Source organism: Streptomyces sp. H27-H5 (assembly GCF_026627505.1).
In the GTDB taxonomy this organism is placed as follows: Bacteria; Actinomycetota; Actinomycetes; order Streptomycetales; family Streptomycetaceae; genus Streptomyces.
The window spans coordinates 1-18,235 of the sequence record NZ_JAPNLK010000124.1; the positions used below are offsets into that span (position 1 = coordinate 1).

An 18,235-nucleotide genomic window follows, 5' to 3' on the forward strand; every position below is an offset into this window, starting at 1 on the left:
CACCGTCACCGGATGGGCCGGGCAGAGCATCATCGTCCAGCTCGACGCCCCCACAGGCCGCTTCACCACCGGAGAGATCCGCTGCCCCTCCCTCGGCCTCGAACCCATCAGACGTGAGTAGTTACCGTCGTTCCGGCGCTCGGCGATCTCCAGCTTGGTGCGGGCCTCGGTCAGCTCGGCGCGAAGGCTGCGCGCGATCTGGTACAGCGCCTTCTCGGCGCCGCAGTTGAATCCGCCGGGGCGATTCGCGTACAGGTCGAGTTGAATCTCGGCCGGAGTCATCGGGTCTCCCAGGTCTGGATGTAGTAGCCGGCGGTCAGGAGCGCGATGCCGGCGATGGCGAGGCCGGCCGCGTGGCGCAGGTCGATGCGGGCGCCGAACTCGGCGAGCGACTCGATGAAGCCGTCCCGTTCGGTGATGGCGAAGTCCGGGTCGACCGGGCGGACCTGGGCTGGAGGGGCGGGCGGCGGGTCGGACAGCAGCGGCGACGACACGGTCACGGAGGTCACGACTGCCTCCTTGCGCGGGCTGCGACCTTCGCCCGGTACACGTGGCGGAGGAACAGGACCCGGTCGCCCCGGCAGGTCTCGCACCGGCAGTCGATGGCGTGGTGTACGGCGTCGGCGGCGCGAGCGCGGGCCAGCCGCACGATCTGCGCGGCCTCCGCCTCGGGTGACATGTGGCGCTCCCACGTCCCCTCGGACGGCCAGCCGGTCATGACGCCACCCGCTTCGCGCTTCCGTCGAGGGCCATGCCGGCGGCGGGGCTGAAGGGCACCGCGCCGACGACGGTCCACGAGGCGACCTTCGCGTCGGGCTCGTAGCCGGTCGATCCCCACTGGTCCGTGACGATCCAGCGAGAGGCGTGCGGCGGCGACGGCCACAAGACCGCGAGGCACTTCCCGGACGGGGAGAGCCGGACGGACCCGATCAAGTCGGGGAGCTGGATGTCAGGCACGGTCGCCTCCGGGGGTCTCGCGGCACGTCTCGGGGTGGGCGGCGACGAGGGCGTCGAAGACTCGCTCGTACCAGTCGGCGGGCTGCTCGACCGGGCAATGGCCCAGCGGCGGCTTGTCGAGGAGCTTCGCGAGACGCTCCTCCGCGATGTGCTTCAACACGTCACCCACCCGCACGTCCAGGCGGGCGATCGGCGGCGTCAGGCCGGCGAGGGACGCGGACGTCGTGTCGACGGGGAGGAGGTCAGCCACGGGACTCACCGGCCTCACGTCGCCACGGCCGGGCGTCGCGCTCCAGCTCACGCGCCGACCAGTACGTGTAGAACAGCTCGTCCAGCGCCGCAGCCTTCTCGGACTCCGGCAGCTCCTCGAACGCGAGACGGCCGATCTCCTCGATGTCGAAGCCACCCGGCCGAGTGGCCGCCAGCAACTCCTCCGCCTCGTCGAACAGGGCGGCGAACGCGGTCAGGGGCGCAACCTCACGCATGATGAGGTCGAACTCGTCAGGGGTGTCGAACCCCGGGTCGGCGAAGGAGCTCATGCCGCACCGCCCCGCTGCTGCGGCACCGACGGAACCTGCACCGGGACCAGACCGCCGAGCCGCTTGTGCAGCTCATGCAAACCCTTCACCGTCACCCGAACCTGCGGGGCGTCCAGCACCAGCTCCCCGGTACGCGGGTGATAGTGCGACGACGGCAGCTCGGACAGCCGACCCGTCTCAATCGCGGCCTGCATCGCCCGCGGACGACCGTCGACCTGCTGCCGGTACGTCCACCGCAGATCATCGAGCAGCGTGAACAGCCGGTTGCGGCCCAGCTTCATGGCCGGATCCCGGGAAAGAATCTTCGCCGCGTCGGCGACCGCGAAGTCACCGACCGCCTCCGCCAACGTGTTCCACGACTGGGCGGCCGGCTCCAACTCCGCCACCCGCGCCGACAACACCTTCGCCTCCCGAACCTGACCGATGAGAGCAACCAGCGCCTCCTCATAGTCCTGCGGGAGAGCGGGGGTGGTGGGGGTCCGGGCTCCGCTCTGCGTCCAGTAGGTCTCGACGGCGTCCGCGGTCTCGTTCTGGAACGCGACCAGCGTCGGGCGGGCCACCTCGTTGACACGGTTCTCGTTCACTGTGGCCAGCAGCATCAGGAACGTGCGGACCGGGATGACGGTCATGACCCGCGTCTTGCCGTCCTCCGCAACCATGGGGCTCTGCCCCACGGTTGCCCACGAACGGCCTCGGAGCTTTGCCAGCTGGGTGGAGAAGTCCAGCCCCAGGGATTCGACGGCCGGCTTCAGCACGATGTGCGGCTGCCCGTCGATCAGAGTCGTGTGGATCGAACCAGCAGACAGGTCGAGCTGTACGACCTCACGCGATTCGGGAGATGATGCGGTCATCGGATTCCTCTTCTCCTTGCAGATCAGTGCAGGTGAGGGGCGGTACTTCGGGAGGCCCTCGGTGCCGGCGACCGGCAAGTAGTCGGCGTCGGGGGCCGCATAGCCGCTAAGCGGCGGTGGCGACGGGCTTGCGTGCTGCGCGGCGGGCTCGGCGGTAGGTGCCAGGTACCCGGCAGAAGTCTTCGAGGATGGCGACCAGGTCCCGCTCGCTGAACATCAGTCGGCGTCCGACCCGATAGTGCGGGAATCCCTTGTGGTTGACTCCGTCACGGAGCCACCGCTGGCCGGCTTCCTTGCTCTGCTGCCCCTGCTCGCCAGCCTCGTTCTTGAGGTTCAGCAGCAGTACGGCGGCTTCCTCGACGCTGTAGAGCGGCTCCAGCTTCGGCGTGTCGGTCTTGCGGGTAGGCATGTCACCTTCTTCCTTCGGGGGCCTCATTCAGGAGGCTCGTGTCGTTCGGCTCGAGGCCGAGGGCTGTGCGGAGCCGGGCGAATGGCTCGGGTCGCATGTGTCTGCGGTAGCCGTTCTCGAGGTGGTTCAGGTACCGACGGCTTATGCCTGCGGCCTGTGCCATCTGCTCGGTTCCGAGCCCTGCTTGCATGCGGCTCTTGCGGATTGCCGCCCCGTTCACCTGGAAGGTGGGGGGTTGTTCCATGCCTCAAAGCTAGCGGGACCTAGCGGCTATGTCTAGCGAATGTTCGCGGAAGCTAGCGGAAGTTCGCGGAAACTTGTACTCGTCAGTAGCCGGGCGCGCGCGGCATGTGATCGAAGTGCTTCGGGATCCGGCGCGACGAGGGGGCGCGTTCTAGCCGCTTTACCCCCCTAGTCCTGGCTGGTCCTAGCTGGTCCTGCGATGATGCCCCCATGGATCGCGACCTTGACCGCCTTGCGACAGCCGTCCGCAGCAGGCGCACCGAGCTCAAGCTGGGCATCGAGCCCGCAGCCAAGCTCGCAGGCATCAGCAAAGACACGTGGAAGCGGGTCGAAGCAGGCCTGAACGTCCGCGACACCACCTATGCGGCCGTTGACCGTGCTCTGCGGTGGGCCCCCGGAAGCTCCGAAGCGGTAGGGGAGGGGAGGGAGGTGATCCTCACCGAGTCGCCGGCAGGCGAAGAGAGCGTCAAGATCTCCCGCATCCCCAAGCGGGAGCTCGAGCGACTCCTTGGCGACACCGTGCAGAGCGCGGCCATCGCCACCCGGGGCGACCTCACCGCCACCGAGATCCTGGAGCTGAATCGGCGCGTTCTGGAGGGGCTGCGCGAGCGCGGCGTGATCTGAAACTCATGCGATTGGCGTACAGCCATTCCTCGATGTTGAAGATGTGACAGCCAATCTGGTCCTCTCTGGTCCCAACCGGTTCCAGGCGTGACAGAGTCGGAGCATCACCTTGGGGGATTCCCAATCCCGGAAGGGGGGATCGGTGTGCGCAGCCACCTGCTACTCATGGACAACGGACCGGACTTCGCCGGCTGGTCTGGATCAAGTAATGGGAGAATGGTTTGCGTGGCGCCTCCCGAGATCGCGCAGGACGCCGCGGGCCGGCAGTCCATGCGGGAGATCGTGAAGCGCGGCGGAGGAGACTGTGAAGGTTGCCGCGGTTGTCTTGTGGGACACGACGGCGCCTGACCAGTCAGGTGCGGAAACCCGGGGGTAGGGGTACCAGCCGGGGGCCCGCAACACCCACCCCAAGGGGGTCCTCATGCCGTGGACAGAGTGGCGAGGCAACAGCCTTCGCGTGAAGTGGGACACCGGTCGGATCAACCCGGAGACCGGGAAGAAAATCTACGACTTCAAGTCCGACACGCAGTGGACCGAGCAAGAGGCCAAGGAGTACGGCCTCGATCGGGAAGCGGACGTTCGCAGCGGCCGGTACATCGCTCGAGCGGACGGCAAGATTCTCTTCAAGGACTGGGCTGCCCTGTGGTTGAAGTCGGTCGACCTCGACCCGAGCTCCCACCACACCTACCACAAGAAGTTGCGGGCCCAGATCCTGCCCGAATGGGGCGAGACTCCGCTCAATGAGATCACCACGCTCGGCTACCAGGCCTGGATGCGTCGGTTGCGAGGGAAGATCTCGGCGGGCTACGTGCGGGATCTCCGGATCATCTTCGGCATGCTGATGGACGACGCCGTCGCGCACCGCCCCCCACTGCTGTTCGAGTCGCCTGTGCCCAAGGAGAACCGGCGCCGCGGTCGCTACGTGCGGCCGGTGCGCGAGGAGAAGGAGACGGTGCCGACGAGTGATCTGCACCAGTTGGCGGAGAACGCACTCCACGTGTGGGGATTCACCGGGTACGTCTTCATGCTCACCAAGGCCTATACCGGAATGCGCCTGGGAGAGATGTTCGGTCTCCGCCGCGAATTCGTCGGACCGAACTGGCCCGAGAGTGACCCGGATCGAAAGCGCCGGGAGAAGTCCCTCCAGAGGTATTGCGGAAAGTATCCATTGCCGGTCATCCGTGTGCAGTGGCAGCACAAGTACGTGATCGACCCGGACCGCCCCGATGAGGACGGCGTGCCCACGCTTGCCCTGCCGAAGTACGGAAGCGAGAGGAGCTTGGTGATCCCGCCCTTTCTCGCAGCCCTCCACGAAGAGCTCCTGGCCAGCCATGATTCCGAGTGGCTGTTCCCCGCGATGGGAGGCGGGCCCCTGGTGAGCACCGACTTCAACACCTACTACTGGAAGCCGATCCGGGACGGTTCGGACGCCCGGGTGGGCAGGTATGAGCGGCAGGAGTTGCTGGCGGTCGAGACGTTCAAGGGGCGCCGCATCCACCTGATACGGCACGCGCATTCCCCTCACCTGGAGGAAGTCGGCGTCCCTGCCGTGGCGATCGAGGAGCGCCTGGGGCACATCCTCCAGGGTGTTCGTGGTGTCTACTCGGATGTGACGCCCGAGATGGAGCGCAAGATCGTCTCTGTTTTGCAGGAGCGCTGGGTGCGCGAGGAAGGCCTGTCTCCCACCCGCCTCCCATTTGGGGCAAGATGAGGTACGGGTGTGCAGCTCAGGGGTCAGCAGGATGTGACTCCTGCGGTATCCACTGCATCACCCAGCAACAGCCGAAGGTCTGACCCGCGGCGCACGGTTTCGAGGAGTGGTCCATGGTGGCGGGTGGAGTACGGGCGGCGCGCAAGAACGCGCCTCCGCGCGAGGACGTACTCGTCGCCGCCATGGCCACGATCGCCGAACGCGGCCTCGAAGGCCTCACCATGGCCGGACTCGGCCGCCAGGTGGGCATGAGCAGCGGCCACCTCCTCTACTACTTCGGCAGCAAGGACGAACTCCTGCTGCAGACCCTGGAGTGGAGCGAGGCCTCGCTCGGCGCCGAACGCCGGGCTCTGCTGTCCCGCCGCGGCCCGGTGCGCGAACGGGTGCAGGCGTACGTCGACCTGTACGTGCCCGAAGCCGCGCGGGACCCGCACTGGACCCTGTGGCTGGAGGTCTGGAACCGCTCGCAGAACGCCGGCCCGCAGGAACGCGAGCGCCAGGCCGCCATCGAGGGGGCCTGGCACCGGGACCTGGTCGCGCTGCTCGCCGAGGGCATCTCGCGCGGCGAGTTCCGCGCGGTGGACGCCGACCGGTTCGCCGCCCGCATCAGGGCACTGCTCGACGGGTTCAGCATCCAGGTCGCCGTCGGCCTGCCCGGGATAGGGCGGGGCGACATCCTGGAACACGTCACCGAGTTCCTGGACGAGGCGCTCGTATCGTGAGACGTCCGTCCACGGGCGCGGGCCCTTGTGACACACTGCGGGCGTGCCTGCTCAGCTCATGATTATGGACAGCAGCGCGCCGGTCCGCAGTGACCGTTGAGCCGTGGACAACCCACGGGACGGCGGCCACAGTGCCCCAGACCCGCGCGCAGACCTCTCGCACCCGCGAGGGGTCTTTTCGTTTCCCGGCTCCATTCCTGCCGGGAGCGGGCGGCGCGCGATGATGGGGGCAGTGGATCCCCGGTCTCCGGAACCACTCATCCGACAGGAGTCAGACCAGCATGACGACGACAGAGGCGACCGAGCCGACTGCGCCGGCGGGCCCCGACGACAGCTTCCACGTCTTCGACACGACCCTGCGCGACGGCGCCCAGCGTGAGGGCATCAACCTCACGGTCGCGGACAAGCTGACCATCGCGCGGCACCTGGACGACTTCGGAGTGGGCTTCATCGAGGGCGGCTGGCCCGGCGCCAACCCCCGTGACACCGAGTTCTTCGCCCGCGCCCGTGCCGAGATCGACTTCAAGCACGCCCGCCTCGTGGCCTTCGGCGCCACCCGCCGGGCCGGCGGCTCCGCCGCCGCGGACCCCCAGGTGCGGGCCCTGCTGGAGTCCGGCGCCCCGGTGATCACCCTGGTCGCCAAATCCCACGACCGGCACGTCGAGCTCGCCCTGCGCACCACCCTCGAAGAGAACCTGGAAATGGTCCGGGACACCGTCTCCCACCTCGTCGAGCAGGGGCGCCGGGTCTTCGTCGACTGCGAGCACTTCTTCGACGGCTACCGCGCCAACCCCGAGTACGCCAAGGCGGTCGTCCGCACCGCCCACGAGGCCGGCGCCGACGTCGTCATCCTCTGCGACACCAACGGCGGCATGCTGCCCGCGCAGGTGTCCGCGACCGTCGCGACCGTCCTCGCCGACACCGGGGCCCGCCTGGGCATCCACGCCCAGGACGACACCGGCTGCGCCGTCGCCAGCACCCTGGCCGCCGTCGACGCGGGCGCCACCCACGTCCAGTGCACCGCCAACGGCTACGGCGAGCGCGTCGGCAACGCCAACCTCTTCCCGGTCGTCGGCGCCCTGGAGATCAAGTACGGGCGTACGGTGCTCCCCGCCGGCGCGCTCGCCGAGATGACCCGGATCTCCCACGCCATCGCCGAGGTCGTCAACCTCACCCCGTCCACGCACCAGCCGTACGTGGGCGTCTCGGCCTTCGCGCACAAGGCCGGCCTGCACGCCTCGGCCATCAAGGTCGACCCCGACCTCTACCAGCACATCGACCCCGAGCGGGTCGGCAACACCATGCGGATGCTGGTCTCCGACATGGCGGGCCGCGCCTCCATCGAGCTCAAGGGCAAGGAACTCGGCGTCGACCTCGGCGGCGACCGCGCGCTGATCTCCCGGGTCGTGGAGCGGGTCAAGGAGCGGGAGCTCCAGGGCTACACCTACGAGGCCGCCGACGCCTCCTTCGAGCTGCTGCTGCGGGCCGAGGCGGAGGGCCGGGCGCGCAAGTACTTCCGGATCGAGTCCTGGCGGGCGATCGTCGAGGACCGCCCGGACGGCACCCACGCCAACGAGGCCACGGTCAAGCTGTGGGCCAAGGGCGAGCGGATCGTCGCGACGGCGGAGGGCAACGGCCCGGTCAACGCGCTGGACCGGGCCCTGCGCGTGGCGCTGGAGCCGTTCTACCCGCAGCTGGCCAAGTTCGAGCTGATCGACTACAAGGTCCGCATCCTGGAGGGCAAGCACGGCACCGACTCCACCACCCGCGTGCTGATCGCCACGACGGACGGCGCCGGCGAGTGGTCCACGGTCGGTGTCGGCACGAACGTCATCGCCGCGTCCTGGCAGGCCCTGGAGGACGCCTTCACCTACGGCCTGCTGCGCGCGGGCATCGAACCGGCCGAGTAGCCGCCCCGCCCGCCCGGGTCCGGACGCCCCGGACCCGGGCGGCGTCGGCGTGCGTGGCCGCTGCGCGTGTCCGACCGGTACTTATGTCCCGCTCACACGGAAAAGTGGCGATTCCGGTAGCGTCGTGACCATGAGGACCAGGCTCGTTTCCGTGTTTTCCGGTCTGCTGCTGGCCCTGTCCGCGACGGCCCTCGTGGTCGCCCCGCAGGCGTCGGCCGCCACCGGGGTCAGTGCCGTCGGGGAGGCCCTCAAGAAGGGCCCGGTCTACGTCGATCCCGGCGCGCGGGCGCAGCTCTCGCCTGCGCAGGCGGACGCCCTCACCAAGAAGATCAAGGACGCCGGCAAGCCGGTCTTCGTCGCCGTCCTCCCCACCGGCGAGACGTTCCCCGAGCGGGGCCTGCTCTCCGCCGTCCGTGCCCAGACCGGGATCACCGGGCTCTACGCGGTCCGGCTCGGCGAGGGCTTCGACGCCGGCGCCGACCCGCGGGTGATGCCGAGGAACGCCGTCCAGAACCTCACCTCGTCCGTGAAGGTCGGCGGGCCGGTGGACGCGAACACCCAGCTGAACGACTTCGTCGACCAGGCGCTCACCCAGGTCAAGGGGAACGCCCCCGCCTCCTGGGGCGGCGCGGCCGCGGCCGACGGCGCCCCGGTCGGCGGGCTGATCGCCCTCGGCGCGGTGGCCGTGGTCGGCGGTGGCGGCGCCTACGCGCTGGTCCGCCGCAGCCGGAAGAAGAAGGAAGAGGAGCGGCGCGAGGCCATCGCCCGCCTCGGCGTGGTCGTCGACGAGGACATCACGGCTTTCGGCGAGGAGCTGGAGCGGCTCGACTTCCACCCCGGCGAGCCCGGTGCGGACGACGCGATGCGCAAGGACTACGAACAGGGCCTGGACTCCTACGAGAAGGCCAAGCAGATCATGGCCTCGGTCCAGCGCCCCGACGAGGTGCAGGGCGTGACCCAGGCGCTGGAGGACGGGCGGTACGCGCTCGCCTGCCTGGACGCGCGCCGGCAGGGCGGGCCGGTGCCCGAGCGCCGCTCGCCCTGCTTCTTCGACCCGCGCCACGGGCCGAGCACGCAGGACGCGAACTGGGCCCCGCCGGGCGGGGCGGCCCGTACCGTGCCGGTCTGCGAGGCGGACGCCGTGCGGCTGCGCGACGGACTGGACCCGGCGGTCCGCACCGTCGACACGGAGCGCGGGCCGCGCCCCTACTACGACGCGGGTCCGGCGTACGGCCCGTGGGCCGGCGGGTACTTCGGCGGCGGCATGCTGCCGGGCCTGTTGATGGGCACGATGCTCGGTTCGATGATGTCGACCCCGGCCTACGCCGCGGACTTCGGCGGTGCGGGCGGCGGCTACGACGGGGGAGACGTCTCCGGCGCCGACTTCAACCCGTCCGACTTCGGCGGCGGGGACTTCGGCGGCGGTGGCGGTTTCGACGGAGGCGGTGGCTTCGACGGCGGGGGCGGCTTCTAGCCACCCCCGGAACCGCGCGTCCGTCCCCCTCTTCCCGGCCCCGTCCCCTTGCGGGGCGGGGTCAGGCCTGCTTGATGGCGGAGATGTCGAAGGTCAGCTTGACCTTGTCGCTGACCATCACACCGCCGGTCTCCAGGGCGGCGTTCCAGGTCAGGCCCCAGTCGGAGCGCAGGATCTCGGCGGAGCCCTCGAAGCCGACGCGCTCGTTGCCGTAGACGTCGGTGGCGGAGCCGTTGAACCCCAGGTCGATGGAGAGCGGTCGCGTGACGTCCTTGATCGTCAGGTCGCCCGTGATCCGGTACGCGTCCCCGCCCAACTGGGCGGCGCCGGTGGACCGGAACGTCATCAGCGGGAAGGTCTCGGCGTCGAAGAAGTCGCCGCCGCGCAGGTGGCCGTCACGGTCGGCGATGCCCGTGTCGACGGAGGTGATCTTCACGTCGATGGCGGCGGTGGAGCGGGAGGGGTCGGCGCCGTCCAGGTGCAGGCTGCCCTCGTGGTCGGCGAAGGAGCCGCGGACGTTGGTGACCATCGCGTGCCGGACGGTGAAGCCGATGCTGCTGTGCGCGGGGTCGATGACGTAGTCGCCGGTGAGGGCGGCGAGCGCCGGGTCCACCGGGAGGGTGGCGACCGAGGATGCGGCGGTGTTGTCCTGGCTGCGGCGGGTGAAGAGACCCATGACTTCCTCCTTGGTGGGGTGCGGATCTCCCGCACCGAGTTGTTTAACGTTCAACAAGATTGACGCTAGGCCCATTCCGTTCAAAGTTCAACTTCCTGGAGGGGTGTCATCCGATTTTGTGGAATCCCCACAAAGGCTTGCCGCCCCGCCTGGTGGAGTCCTTGCATCGTTCGGCGGTTCTGTCCGGGCCTCACAGCGGATGACTCCGGAGACTGTGCGGAACCAACGGAGGGTTTTGACCCCGTCACTTCGTAAGGTCGGTACATGACCGTTGTGGACCAGACCCCGAGCGAGCCGACGGACGCCCGCGGGCGCGTGGCCGAGCTGCACTCCCTGCGCGACGAGGCCCGCCGCGGCCCGAGCGACCGCGCCACCGAGGCGCAGCACGCCAAGGGCAAGCTGACCGCCCGTGAGCGGATCGCTCTGCTGCTCGACGAGGGTTCCTTCAAGGAGGTCGAGCAGCTCCGCCGGCACCGGGCCACCGGTTTCGGCCTGGAGGCGAAGAAGCCCTACACCGACGGTGTGATCACCGGTTGGGGCACGGTCGAGGGTCGTACGGTCTTCGTCTACGCGCACGACTTCCGGATCTTCGGCGGTGCGCTGGGCGAGGCCCACGCCACGAAGATCCACAAGATCATGGACATGGCCATCGCGGCCGGTGCGCCGCTGGTCTCCCTGAACGACGGCGCGGGCGCCCGTATCCAGGAGGGCGTCTCCGCGCTCGCCGGCTACGGCGGCATCTTCCAGCGCAACACCAAGGCCTCGGGTGTCATCCCGCAGATCTCGGTCATGCTCGGCCCCTGCGCCGGCGGCGCCGCGTACTCCCCGGCCCTCACCGACTTCGTGTTCATGGTCCGGGACACCTCGCAGATGTTCATCACCGGCCCGGACGTGGTCCGCGCGGTGACCGGCGAGGAGATCACCCAGAACGGCCTCGGCGGCGCCGACGTGCACGCCGAGACCTCGGGCGTCGCCCACTTCGCATACGACGACGAGGAGACCTGCATCTCCGAGGTCCGCTACCTCATCACGATGCTCCCCTCCAACAACCGCGAGAACCCGCCGGTCCACCAGACCGACGACCCCCGCGACCGCCGCTCCGACGTGCTCCTGGACCTGGTGCCCGCCGACGGCAACCGCCCGTACGACATGCTCAAGGTCATCGAGGAACTCGTCGACGACGGCGACGTCCTGGAGATCCACGAGCGCTGGGCCCGCAACATCATCTGCGCCCTCGCCCGGCTGGACGGCCAGGTCGTCGGCATCGTCGCCAACCAGCCCGGCCACCTCGCCGGCGTCCTCGACATCCACGCGTCCGAGAAGGCCGCGCGCTTCGTCCAACTCTGCGACGCCTTCAACATCCCGATCGTCACCCTGCTGGACGTCCCAGGCTTCCTGCCGGGCGTCGACCAGGAGCACGGCGGCATCATCCGCCACGGCGCCAAGCTGCTCTACGCCTACTGCAACGCCACCGTGCCGCGCATCTCGCTGATCCTGCGCAAGGCCTACGGCGGCGCCTACATCGTCATGGACTCCCAGTCCATCGGCGCCGACCTCACCTACGCCTGGCCCACCAACGAGATCGCCGTCATGGGAGCCGAGGGCGCGGCCAACGTCATCTTCCGCAAGCAGATCTCCGACGCCGAAGACCCCGAGGCCATGCGTGCCCGGATGGTCAAGGAGTACAAGGCCGAGCTGATGCACCCGTACTACGCGGCCGAACGCGGCCTCGTGGACGACGTCATCGACCCCGCCGAGACCCGCGAGGTGCTGGTGAGCGCCCTCGCGATGCTCCGCACCAAGCACGCCGACCTGCCGTCGCGCAAGCACGGCAACCCGCCTCAGTAAGACGAAGGAGACCTGCCACCGATGAGCATCACCGCCGACACCCTGCTGAAGGTCGAGAAGGGCAACGCCGCGCCCGAGGAGCTGGCCGCGATCACCGCAATCCTGCTCGCCCGCGCCGCCGCCACCCCCGCCGAGGCCTCCGCCCGCACCGCCCGATCCCAGGCCGGCTGGCGCCGCCTGGAGCGCAGCCCCGGCTTCCGCGCCCCGCACAGCTGGCGCGGCTAGTCCGTCAGGCGCGTCACGAGCACACGCTTCACCGAGAGCGCCGGGGCCCCGCCCCGGCGCTCTCGCGTACCCGGGACGCCCGGCGGGGAGCTCGCGTACGGCTCCTGTGCGGACCACGGGCGGCGATGACACGGAAAAGGGCCCCTCATGCTCCGACGGAGCATGAGGGGCCCTTCTCGTGTGTTCTGCGGAACCGCTAGCGCAGGCGCGCCATCAGCGCGTGCTCGACGAGCGTGATGAGCGCGCTCTTGGCGTCCGCGCGGTGACGGGCGTCGGTGGTGATGATCGGGGCGTCCGGGCCGATCTGCAGGGCCTCGCGGACTTCCTCCGGGGTGTAGGGCTGGTGCCCGTCGAAGCCGTTCAGGGCGATGACGAACGGCAGGCCGCTGTTCTCGAAGTAGTCGACGGCGGGGAAACAGTCCGCGAGCCGCCGGGTGTCCACGAGCACCACGGCGCCGATCGCACCGCGCACCAGGTCGTCCCACATGAACCAGAAGCGGTCCTGACCCGGGGTACCGAAGAGGTACAGGATCAGGTCCTGGTCCAGGGTGATGCGGCCGAAGTCCATGGCGACCGTGGTCGTCGTCTTGTCACCGGTGTGGGTGAGGTCGTCGATACCGGCGGAGGCGCTGGTCATGACGGCCTCGGTGCGCAGCGGGTTGATCTCGGAGACCGCGCCGACGAACGTGGTCTTGCCCACGCCGAAGCCGCCGGCCACCACAATCTTCGCGGAGGTGGTGGAGCGAGCCGCTCCGCCGTTAGAGCTTGCGAAGTCCACTGAGCACCCTTTCGAGCAGTGTCACGTCTGGCTGGCCGCCGGCAGATTCGTCGCCGCCGGGCTGGTGAATGGCGACAAGGCCCGCCTCCGCCAGGTCGGCGACGAGGATGCGGGCGACACCAAGAGGAATGGAGAGTAGTGCCGAGATCTCCGCGACGGATTTGATCTCCTGGCACAGACGGCAGATGCGCTGATGCTCGGGCAACTGCCCTTGCAGCCGCGCGGGATCGGCCGTGGTGCTGACCAGCGCCTCGATGGCGAGCTGGTAGCGCGGCCGGGTACGGCCGCCGGTCATGGCGTACGGACGCACCAGCGGGTTGTGCGCCTTCGGGGCCTGCGGCTGCGAGGAGCGCGAGGGCCGCTGCGAAGGCCGGTAAGGCTGCTGGGGCTGCTGGGGCTGGCCGTACGAAGGCTGCTGCTGGTACGGGTTGTGCTCCGGCGCGGGCCGGCTGGGAGTGGAGGGGAAGTTGAAGCGGTTCTGGTCGTGCCCACCCTGCGGCTGCTGCGCGCCGCCATAAGGATGTCCTCCGGGTGTTGTCACGTTTCCTCCTCCGACTCCAAGAACGCAGTACTCCCTGTGGAACCGCGCCACCGCACCCTATGGTGCGATGACGCGAAACGCACTGCCTGTCTGCTAGTTGAGCAGACTTCCCTGCAGCTCCGCACGCAGGTCCGGGGTGAGGACACTGCCTGCTCGGTCCACAAGAAGGGCCATTTCGTAGCCCACCAGGCCGATGTCGCACTCGGGGTGCGCGAGCACCGCGAGCGAGGATCCGTCGGACACGGACATGAGGAAAAGGAATCCCCGGTCCATCTCGACGACCGTCTGGTTGACCGCGCCACCCTCGAAGATGCGGGAGGCTCCGGCGGTCAGCGACGTCAGACCGGAGGCCACGGCCGCCAGCTGATCGGCGCGGTCGCGCGGGAATCCGTCGGACATCGCCAGAAGGAGTCCGTCGGCGGAGACCACCACCGTGTGGGACACCCCGGGGGTGTTGTCCACGAAGTTGGTGATCAACCAGTTCAGGTTCTGTGCCGCCTGGCTCATCGGGCTCACACTAACGCTCCTGGTCATAGCTGTTACTTGACTGCTCGGAACCCGCGCTGCGTCCCTGTTGGACACCGCGTCGCAGGTTGCTCAACCTGCCACGGACGTCCTCCGGTGCGCGGGAGACCTGGGGGCCGCCCTGCGGGGTCGTCTCCGCAGCACCCTCGACCAGGTTGGCCTTGGGCACCCGCCGAGGGAGACCGGACGGGGTGACCCCGCCCGCCTTCGGCTCACGAAGCTTGGCGGCCTGCTGCCAGCGCTCGTCGTTGTTCGAACGCCAGGCCTCAGGGCCTTCCTCGTCCGCCTTCGGGGCGGCGGCGGGCTGCTGACGCTGCGGCCGCTGCTCGAAGAGGGATCCGGTGGACTCCGCTTCCTGCTGTGCCGGCTGCCACTGCTGCTGGCTGCCGCGGCGCGGCAGGCCCGCTCCGGTCATCTTGTGACCGGTGTCGGCGGCGGCGCCCGGACGGTCGAAGCCTACGCGTTCCGGGGCCGGTTCGGGAGCGGGCGTGGATTCCGATTCGGTCCCGTAGTCCTGCTGGTAGCCACCCGAGTACGTGTTCTGCTCGGGCCACTCCGCCTGCTGGGACTGGGGTTCGAAGCCCCCGTCGTACGACGGGGCGTCCTGCCGCTGGTCCTGGTATTCGGCTTCCGGATAGGCATATCCCTGTTGCGGATAGGCCTCGTAGGACTGCTGGGGCTGCTGGGACTGCTGGTCCTCGTACCCCGGGGTGTAGCCCTGCGCGGGCTGCTGCTCGTAGCCCTGGTACGGCTGATACCCGTGTTCAGGCTGGGGTTCCGGATAGTCCTGGGAGGACTGCTCCGCCTGATCGGGGTACTGCTGGTCCTGCGGGAAGCCCACCTGGGCGGCCAACGCCGCCCTGCGCTCCTGCTGGCCCAGGGACCGGCCCACGGGGTCGGCGCCCTGTCCGTCGGCTCCCTGGCCGCCCTGGGCGTCGTAGCGGGAGTCGTCGAAGCCGAGCTCGGCCGCCGTGCGCATCTTCGGAGCCTGCAGGGCCTGCTGCTCCGGGATGATCTGCGACACCGTGAAGTCGTCGTCCGGTACGCCCTCGCCACCGCCACCGTGGGTGATGGCGTCGGGGAGCATGACCAGCGAGGTGGTGCCGGCCGCCTCGCCCGAGGGGCGCAGCTGGACGCGGATGCTGTGGCGGTCCGCCAGCCGGCCGACCACGAACAGACCCATGCGCTGCGAGATCGCGGCGTCCACGGTCGGCGGGTTGGCCAGCTTGTGGTTGATGTCCGCGAAGTCCTCGGCGGTGAGGCCGATGCCCTTGTCGTGGATCTCGATCATGACGCGGCCGTCGGGCAGCCGCGTGGCGTTGACGCGGACCTTGGTCTGCGGGGAGGAGAACGTGGTGGCGTTCTCCAGCAGCTCGGCGAGCAGGTGCACGAGGTCGGTCACGGCCTGGCCGTGGATCTCGGCCTCCGAGACGCCCGACAGCTCGATGCGCTCGTACTGCTCCACCTCGGAGGCGGCGGCGCGCAGCACGTCGACCAGCGGGACCGGCTGGTCCCAGCGGCGGCCCGGCTCCTCACCCGCGAGGATGAGCAGGTTCTCGCCGTTGCGGCGCATGCGGGTGGCCAGGTGGTCCAGGCGGAAGAGGTTCTCCAGCTGGTCCGGGTCGGCCTCGTTGTTCTCCAGGTCGGTGATGAGGGTCAACTGGCCCTCGATCAACGACTGGTTGCGCATGGAGAGGTTCGTGAAGATCGCGTTGACGTTCCCTCGCAGGAGCGCCTGCTCGGCGGCGAGCCGGACCGCTTCCCGGTGGACCTGGTCGAAGGCGCGGGCGACCTCGCCGATCTCGTCCCGGGAGTCGATCGGGATCGGCAGCACCCGGGTGTCGACCTTGCCCGGATCCGTGCGCGACAGCTGGTCGACGAGCATCGGCAGGCGCTGCTCGGCGATGTCGAAGGCGGAGGTGCGCAGGCGGCGCATCGCGCGGCCCATCTGGCGGGCCATCATGCCGGCCAGGATGAAGGCGGCGAGCAGGGCCACGACCACGATGGCGCCGGTCAGGATGGCGTCGTTGCGGGACTCGTCGGAGACCGCGACCGCGTCCTGCACGGCCTTGTCGAGGAGTTCCCTCTCGATCTCGGCGTAACCGTCGAACTTGGCGGTGGCGGCGGCCTGCCAGGCCTGCGCCGTGGTGCCGTTCTGGGCGAGACGGGTGTTCTTCTCGCCCGAGGCTATCGCCTCGGTCATGCCGGTGAGCACGGAGCCGTTGACCACGGGCGGGGTCTTGAAGGTGGTGCCCGCCTGCTCCGCGGCCTGCTTGGCCGCGGCGAGCTTCTGGGCGCCCTCCTGGGACTTCTGACCCATGACGTCGCGCAGGCGGTTGGTGTCCGCGTCGGTGCCGGCCGCGACGTACTCGCCGATGGCGATTTCCTCGAGGTAGGCGTACGAGGAGAAGGCGACCAGCTGGGACTTGCGGATGTCCTCGCTCTCGCTCGGCCGCACCAGCAGGTGGGTGCCGACGGAGCGCTGGAGCGAGTTCGCGGCCTTGGCCAGCTCGATCGCGTAGACCATGCGGCCGTAGCTGGTCACGTTGCCGGTGCCCAGGCCCAGCTCGTTGGAGAACTGCATCAGGTAGTGCTGGACCAGCACGTACCCCTCTTCGGTGGGGATGGGGCCCAGCGCGTTGGGGAGGTTCTTCTTCGCCGACTCGGGCGCCGCGAGGTAGGCCGTCTTGCGGACCTGCTCCAGCTTCGGCTCCTCCTGACGGAAGAGCTCCAGACGGCGTTCGAGTCCCTGGTTCGTCGGGAGGTCCTTCGCGGCGTCCGCGAACTTGGCCTTCGCCGCGTCCGTGGCCGCGTACGCCTTCGTGACGATCTCGCTGCCGCGGTCGCCGCGCAGCAGCGGCTGGGCGGTCAGGTCACGCTCGTCGAGGAGCGCCTGGCCGTATTCGGAGGCCGCCTGGACGATGCGGGCGGTCTTCTCCGCGTCCTTGGCCTCGTTCCAGCTGTCGACCGAACCCTTCACCTGGAAGCCGCCCATGACCAGTCCGACGAGGACGGGCACGAGGAGGATGGCGTTCAGACGGGTCGGCACGCGCCAGTTGCGGGGCGAGAACCTGCTGGTGCTGCCGCTGCTCGCGGGTGGGTCAACGGGCACGTCGACGGGCGACGCGGCCGCTCGCGGCGGCGGGGTGAAGTTGCCGCGCGCGGGTTCATCCGCGGGGCTCGAGTTGCTTCGCCTCACTCGACCAACAACCTCTCGGCGGTGCTACTAGCTAGTTCGTTGAATTCCAGCACGGTTAACGGCCGTGTTCCAAACAGTTGAAATCGGCCATTCCTAGAGCCTTATGCCCCACATAAATCGGACATAAAGAGCGAGCGGCTGCAAATGCGGGGCCAGTTGTGAGCACAGCGGCACCGGGCGACCGCACCCTGTGCCCGGCCGGCCCCAATTCTCTGTCGAAACGTTATGAACGAGAAGGGCGGGCCGTGTCGTATGACACAACCCGCCCTCACACGCGGCCATGATTTCCGTGCTACTTGAGCCGCGCCATCAGCGCGTGCTCGACGAGCGTGATGAGCGCGCTCTTGGCGTCCGCGCGGTGGCGGGCGTCGGTGGTGATGATCGGCGCGTCCGGACCGATCTGCAGCGCCTCGCGGACCTCCTCCGGGGTGTACGGCTGGTGCCCCTCGAAGCCGTTGAGCGCCACGACGAACGGCAGACCGCTGTTCTCGAAGTAGTCGACGGCGGGGAAACAGTCCGCGAGCCGGCGGGTGTCGACCAGGACGATCGCGCCGATGGCGCCCCGTACGAGGTCGTCCCACATGAACCAGAAGCGGTCCTGACCCGGGGTACCGAAGAGGTACAGGATCAGGTCCTGGTCCAGGGTGATGCGGCCGAAGTCCATGGCGACCGTGGTGGTCGTCTTGTCCCCGGTGTGCGTCAGATCGTCGATGCCCGCGCTCGCGGACGTCATGACGGCCTCGGTACGCAGCGGGTTGATCTCGGAGACCGCGCCGACGAACGTGGTCTTGCCCACGCCGAAGCCGCCGGCCACCACGATCTTCGCGGAGGTGGTGGAGCGAGGAGCCGCTCCACCGTCAGAGCTTGCGAAGTCCACTGAGCCTCGATCCACCGCGTGATCTTTGATCACGCGGTGTGATTGCTTTTGTGGTGGGTTTCCGGATTCGGGCAGGCCGGTATCCCGGGTGGCCGTCCCGGTGGCGGGTTCTCCGAGGTTCTTTCT

At 69.1% G+C, this 18,235-nt stretch carries 22 protein-coding genes; 7 read left to right on the top strand and 15 right to left on the bottom strand.

Annotated elements, in window-relative coordinates; translation table 11 throughout:
- From OTB19_RS37085 to OTB19_RS37125, 9 genes are all read right to left on the bottom strand, one after another.
- Positions 1 to 282, bottom strand: a 282-nt coding sequence (locus OTB19_RS37085; protein ID WP_267803201.1) for a hypothetical protein, incomplete at its 3' end; no start/stop codon positions are given.
- Entirely contained in the window at positions 279 to 509 is a 231-nt protein-coding gene (locus OTB19_RS37090; protein ID WP_267803202.1) for a hypothetical protein, read from the bottom strand. The genes OTB19_RS37085 and OTB19_RS37090, both read right to left, overlap by 4 nt.
- On the bottom strand, positions 506 to 718 hold the full coding sequence (locus OTB19_RS37095; RefSeq protein ID WP_267803203.1) for a hypothetical protein: 213 nt from the start codon (positions 716 to 718) through the stop codon (positions 506 to 508). Before OTB19_RS37095 ends, OTB19_RS37090 begins: the two co-directional genes overlap by 4 nt.
- Positions 715 to 957, bottom strand: coding sequence for a hypothetical protein (locus tag OTB19_RS37100; protein WP_267803204.1), 243 nt, complete (start codon positions 955 to 957; stop codon positions 715 to 717). Before OTB19_RS37100 ends, OTB19_RS37095 begins: the two co-directional genes overlap by 4 nt.
- Positions 950 to 1,207: a hypothetical protein gene (locus OTB19_RS37105; protein WP_267803205.1), complete on the bottom strand. Its 258-nt coding sequence runs from the start codon at positions 1,205 to 1,207 to the stop codon at positions 950 to 952. Before OTB19_RS37105 ends, OTB19_RS37100 begins: the two co-directional genes overlap by 8 nt.
- Complete coding sequence (locus OTB19_RS37110; RefSeq protein WP_267803206.1) at positions 1,200 to 1,496, bottom strand: hypothetical protein; 297 nt, start codon at positions 1,494 to 1,496, stop codon at positions 1,200 to 1,202. Before OTB19_RS37110 ends, OTB19_RS37105 begins: the two co-directional genes overlap by 8 nt.
- Positions 1,493 to 2,425: a phage antirepressor N-terminal domain-containing protein gene (locus OTB19_RS37115; RefSeq protein WP_267803207.1), complete on the bottom strand. Its 933-nt coding sequence runs from the start codon at positions 2,423 to 2,425 to the stop codon at positions 1,493 to 1,495. Before OTB19_RS37115 ends, OTB19_RS37110 begins: the two co-directional genes overlap by 4 nt.
- Positions 2,426 to 2,453: 28 nt before the next feature.
- Entirely contained in the window at positions 2,454 to 2,756 is a 303-nt protein-coding gene (locus OTB19_RS37120; protein ID WP_267803208.1) for a helix-turn-helix domain-containing protein, read from the bottom strand.
- A 1-nt stretch (position 2,757) separates the two neighbouring features.
- On the bottom strand, positions 2,758 to 3,000 hold the full coding sequence (locus tag OTB19_RS37125) for a helix-turn-helix domain-containing protein (RefSeq protein WP_267803209.1): 243 nt from the start codon (positions 2,998 to 3,000) through the stop codon (positions 2,758 to 2,760).
- Between the two features lie 209 nt (positions 3,001 to 3,209).
- Here OTB19_RS37125 and OTB19_RS37130 point away from each other — a divergent pair, with 209 nt between their 5' ends.
- From OTB19_RS37130 to OTB19_RS37150, 5 genes are all read left to right on the top strand, one after another.
- Complete coding sequence (locus tag OTB19_RS37130; protein WP_267803210.1) at positions 3,210 to 3,623, top strand: helix-turn-helix domain-containing protein; 414 nt, start codon at positions 3,210 to 3,212, stop codon at positions 3,621 to 3,623.
- 457 nt (positions 3,624 to 4,080) lie between these two features.
- Positions 4,081 to 5,334: an integrase gene (locus OTB19_RS37135; protein WP_267803211.1), complete on the top strand. Its 1,254-nt coding sequence runs from the start codon at positions 4,081 to 4,083 to the stop codon at positions 5,332 to 5,334.
- Between the two features lie 113 nt (positions 5,335 to 5,447).
- Positions 5,448 to 6,056: a TetR/AcrR family transcriptional regulator gene (locus OTB19_RS37140; RefSeq protein ID WP_267803212.1), complete on the top strand. Its 609-nt coding sequence runs from the start codon at positions 5,448 to 5,450 to the stop codon at positions 6,054 to 6,056.
- 281 nt (positions 6,057 to 6,337) lie between these two features.
- On the top strand, positions 6,338 to 7,966 hold the full coding sequence (gene cimA / locus OTB19_RS37145; RefSeq protein ID WP_267803213.1) for a citramalate synthase: 1,629 nt from the start codon (positions 6,338 to 6,340) through the stop codon (positions 7,964 to 7,966).
- A 130-nt stretch (positions 7,967 to 8,096) separates the two neighbouring features.
- Positions 8,097 to 9,440 carry a hypothetical protein gene (locus OTB19_RS37150; RefSeq protein WP_267803214.1) on the top strand — a complete coding sequence of 448 codons (1,344 nt, stop codon included), beginning with the start codon at positions 8,097 to 8,099 and terminating at the stop codon, positions 9,438 to 9,440.
- A 61-nt stretch (positions 9,441 to 9,501) separates the two neighbouring features.
- Here the strand turns inward: OTB19_RS37150 and OTB19_RS37155 are convergent, their stop codons facing one another.
- Positions 9,502 to 10,116, bottom strand: a complete 615-nt coding sequence (locus OTB19_RS37155) for a YceI family protein (protein WP_267803215.1) — start codon at positions 10,114 to 10,116, stop codon at positions 9,502 to 9,504.
- A 264-nt stretch (positions 10,117 to 10,380) separates the two neighbouring features.
- Here OTB19_RS37155 and OTB19_RS37160 point away from each other — a divergent pair, with 264 nt between their 5' ends.
- The gene (locus OTB19_RS37160; RefSeq protein WP_267803216.1) at positions 10,381 to 11,964 is read left to right on the top strand and encodes an acyl-CoA carboxylase subunit beta; all 1,584 of its coding nucleotides are present in this window, start codon (positions 10,381 to 10,383) and stop codon (positions 11,962 to 11,964) included.
- A gap of 21 nt (positions 11,965 to 11,985) precedes the next feature.
- Positions 11,986 to 12,189, top strand: a complete 204-nt coding sequence (locus OTB19_RS37165) for an acyl-CoA carboxylase subunit epsilon (protein ID WP_267803217.1) — start codon at positions 11,986 to 11,988, stop codon at positions 12,187 to 12,189.
- A 196-nt stretch (positions 12,190 to 12,385) separates the two neighbouring features.
- Here the strand turns inward: OTB19_RS37165 and OTB19_RS37170 are convergent, their stop codons facing one another.
- The 5 genes from OTB19_RS37170 to OTB19_RS37190 form a co-directional block, all read right to left on the bottom strand.
- A complete protein-coding gene (locus OTB19_RS37170) occupies positions 12,386 to 12,967 on the bottom strand; it encodes a GTP-binding protein (RefSeq protein WP_037792108.1) in 582 nt (193 codons plus the stop codon).
- Positions 12,948 to 13,508, bottom strand: a complete 561-nt coding sequence (locus tag OTB19_RS37175; protein WP_053675050.1) for a DUF742 domain-containing protein — start codon at positions 13,506 to 13,508, stop codon at positions 12,948 to 12,950. The genes OTB19_RS37170 and OTB19_RS37175 overlap by 20 nt, the downstream gene beginning before the upstream one ends.
- Before the next feature lie 93 nt (positions 13,509 to 13,601).
- On the bottom strand, positions 13,602 to 14,015 hold the full coding sequence (locus OTB19_RS37180; protein WP_030037347.1) for a roadblock/LC7 domain-containing protein: 414 nt from the start codon (positions 14,013 to 14,015) through the stop codon (positions 13,602 to 13,604).
- A 10-nt stretch (positions 14,016 to 14,025) separates the two neighbouring features.
- Positions 14,026 to 17,232 (bottom strand): nitrate- and nitrite sensing domain-containing protein, encoded by a 3,207-nt coding sequence (locus OTB19_RS37185; RefSeq protein ID WP_267803218.1) that lies wholly within the window; start codon positions 17,230 to 17,232, stop codon positions 14,026 to 14,028.
- Between the two features lie 292 nt (positions 17,233 to 17,524).
- The gene (locus OTB19_RS37190; protein ID WP_266573764.1) at positions 17,525 to 18,109 is read right to left on the bottom strand and encodes a GTP-binding protein; all 585 of its coding nucleotides are present in this window, start codon (positions 18,107 to 18,109) and stop codon (positions 17,525 to 17,527) included.
- Positions 18,110 to 18,235: the final 126 nt, after the last annotated feature.

Coding starts and splice junctions, on each gene's coding strand:
- OTB19_RS37095 (WP_267803203.1), bottom strand. CDS start 718: ATGACCGGCTGGCCGTCCGAGGGGACGTGGGAGCGCCACATGTCACCC.
- OTB19_RS37110 (WP_267803206.1), bottom strand. CDS start 1,496: ATGAGCTCCTTCGCCGACCCGGGGTTCGACACCCCTGACGAGTTCGAC.
- OTB19_RS37120 (WP_267803208.1), bottom strand. CDS start 2,756: ATGCCTACCCGCAAGACCGACACGCCGAAGCTGGAGCCGCTCTACAGC.
- OTB19_RS37125 (WP_267803209.1), bottom strand. CDS start 3,000: ATGGAACAACCCCCCACCTTCCAGGTGAACGGGGCGGCAATCCGCAAG.
- OTB19_RS37130 (WP_267803210.1), top strand. CDS start 3,210: ATGGATCGCGACCTTGACCGCCTTGCGACAGCCGTCCGCAGCAGGCGC.
- OTB19_RS37140 (WP_267803212.1), top strand. CDS start 5,448: ATGGTGGCGGGTGGAGTACGGGCGGCGCGCAAGAACGCGCCTCCGCGC.
- cimA (WP_267803213.1), top strand. CDS start 6,338: ATGACGACGACAGAGGCGACCGAGCCGACTGCGCCGGCGGGCCCCGAC.
- OTB19_RS37150 (WP_267803214.1), top strand. CDS start 8,097: ATGAGGACCAGGCTCGTTTCCGTGTTTTCCGGTCTGCTGCTGGCCCTG.
- OTB19_RS37155 (WP_267803215.1), bottom strand. CDS start 10,116: ATGGGTCTCTTCACCCGCCGCAGCCAGGACAACACCGCCGCATCCTCG.
- OTB19_RS37160 (WP_267803216.1), top strand. CDS start 10,381: ATGACCGTTGTGGACCAGACCCCGAGCGAGCCGACGGACGCCCGCGGG.
- OTB19_RS37165 (WP_267803217.1), top strand. CDS start 11,986: ATGAGCATCACCGCCGACACCCTGCTGAAGGTCGAGAAGGGCAACGCC.
- OTB19_RS37180 (WP_030037347.1), bottom strand. CDS start 14,015: ATGAGCCAGGCGGCACAGAACCTGAACTGGTTGATCACCAACTTCGTG.